Annotated in this window: 2 rRNA genes; both read right to left on the bottom strand. The window is 55.2% G+C overall.

What is annotated here, in order from left to right:
• A 5S ribosomal RNA gene (gene rrf, locus ABIB44_RS20455) occupies nt 1–111 on the bottom strand.
• Between the two features lie 128 nt (nt 112–239).
• Nucleotides 240–2,572: ribosomal RNA gene (locus tag ABIB44_RS20450) — 23S ribosomal RNA — on the bottom strand; the annotation flags it as partial.

Genomic DNA, 2,572 nt, shown 5'->3' with positions numbered 1-2,572 from the left:
GTTGGCGGCGACCGACTCTCCCACCGGTGAAGGCAGTACCATAGGCGCACCGGGGCTTAACGACTCTGTTCGGAATGGGAAGAGGTGAACACCCGGGCTAAAGCCACCATTGCTGGCGGGGGTTGCGGTGTTCTGATGGCTCCCTCGCGGAAGCACGCAACCCTCAATAACTCGACATAAGGGGACAAAAACGAAGCGTGTGTTGCGCGCTCGACGCCAGCCGCACTTGCATGCGGCTATAAAAGAAGCCCTCGGCCACTTAGTACGGCTCAGCTATTCTGTTTCCAGTTGTTCACCTGCCGCCTATCAACGTCGTCATCTCCGACGGGCCTTCCATTGGGAAATCTCATCTCCAGGTGAGTTTCGCACTTAGATGCTTTCAGCGCTTATCTCGTCCCAGCGTAGCTACCCGGCGCTGCACCTGGCGGTACAACCGGCGCACCAGCGGCTGGTCCATCCCGGTCCTCTCGTACTAAGGACAGGTCCTGTCAAATTTCCAACGCCCACCACAGATAGGGACCGAACTGTCTCACGACGTTCTGAACCCAGCTCGCGTGCCACTTTAATCGGCGAACAGCCGAACCCTTGGGACCTTCTCCAGCCCCAGGACGTGACGAGCCGACATCGAGGTGCCAAACCTCCCCGTCGATATGAGCTCTTGGGGGAGATCAGCCTGTTATCCCCGGCGTACCTTTTATCCTTTGAGCGATGGCCCTTCCATGCGGAACCACCGGATCACTATATCCGTCTTTCGACCCTGCTCGGCTAGTCGGCCTCACAGTCAAGCCCACTTCTGCTATTGCGCTCTGCGTACGGTTACCAAGCGTACTGAGTGGACCTTTGAAAGCCTCCGATACTCTTTTGGAGGCGACCACCCCAGTCAAACTACCCAGCAGCCACTGTCTCCCGCTATTGCGGGATTAGGCATCAGGCACGGCAAGGGCGGTATTTCAACGTTGGCTCCCCGAGAACTAGCGTCCCCGGCTCAGCGCCTCCCGCCTATGCTACACATGCCGAACCCAACACCAATGGCAACCTATAGTAAAGGTGCACGGGGTCTTTCCGTCCCGTGGCGGGTACTCGGCATCTTCACCGAGACTACAATTTCACCGAGCTCACGGCTGAGACAGCGCCCAGATCGTTACACCATTCGTGCAGGTCGGAACTTACCCGACAAGGAATTTCGCTACCTTAGGACCGTTATAGTTACGGCCGCCGTTTACCGGGGCTTCGATTCAAACCTTCGCCTTGCGACTAAGTTCCCCTCTTAACCTTCCGGCACCGGGCAGGTGTCAGACCTTATACGTCCGCTTGCGCGTTAGCAAAGTCATGTGTTTTTGTTAAACAGTCGCCTGGGCCTTTTCACTGCGGCTTCTCGTCTTGCAACGAGGAAGCGACCCTTCTCCCGAAGTTACAGGTCCATTTTGCCGAGTTCCTTGGCCGTGATTCACTCGAGCGCCTCAGGATACTCTCCTTGACTACCTGTGTCGGTTTGCGGTACGGGTAATAATAGCTTTAAAACGCTTAGCAGGTTTTCTTGGCAGTCGGATTAGGCACACTATCCGCGTGTTCCGAAGAACGTACGGTACTATCAGCTTTCGGCTAGGTCCGCGTACTTAACTACGGTCCCAATACCTACGGCCTTCAACGGGCACTTCCGTCCGCCCGCGGTGCTTTCACTTCTGCGTCACTGCATCACTTGCTACCATTAGTACAGGAATATTAACCTGCTGTCCATCGAGTGCACCTTTCGGCTTCCCCTTAGGTCCCGACTAACCCAATTCCGATTAGCGTTGAATTGGAAACCTTAGTCTATCGGCGTGCGGGTTTCTCACCCGCATTATCGTTACTCATGCCTACATATGCTTTTCTCCACGCTCCAACATGCCTGACGACACGCCTTCACCGCAAGGAGAATGCTCCCCTACCACGTAGCAGTCTTGCATGCTACATCCAAAGCTTCGGTACTAGATTTGATGCCCGCGTATTATCGACGCCCGCTCGCTCGACCAGTGAGCTGTTACGCACTCTTTAAAGGAATGGCTGCTTCCAAGCCAACCTCCTGGCTGTCAAAGCAAGTGGACCTCCTTTGTTCAACTTAATCTAGATTTAGGGACCTTAGCTGTTGGTCTGGGTTCTTTCCCTCTCGGCCGGGGACCTTAGCACCCCAGGCCTCACTGCCGGCTATAGCCAGTGGCATTCGGAGTTCATCAGGATTCGGTAGGCTCTGACACCCCCTAGTCCTATTGGTAGCTCTACCTCCACTGACCTCAACGCCGACGCTGTACCTCAATACATTTCGGGGAGTACGAGCTATTTCTCAGTTTGATTGGCCTTTCACCCCTACCCTCAAGTCATCCAAATCCTTTTCAACGGAAACTGGTTCGGTCCTCCAGTGCATGTTACTGCACCTTCAACCTGCTCAAGGGTAGCTCACAAAGTTTCGCGTCTACCCCCCCCGACTGCACGCCCTGTTCAGACTCGCTTTCGCTGCGGCTCCGCGCCTTAAAGCGCTTAACCTTGCCGGGGAGGAGTAACTCGTAGGCTCATTATGCAAAAGGCACGCTATCAG

It is taken from the genome of Hymenobacter sp. UYCo722 (assembly GCF_040547115.1).
Lineage (GTDB): Bacteria > Bacteroidota > Bacteroidia > Cytophagales > Hymenobacteraceae > Hymenobacter.
The sequence above is the reverse complement of the archived record's forward strand: the minus strand, read 5'-3'. Positions and strand labels throughout refer to the sequence as shown.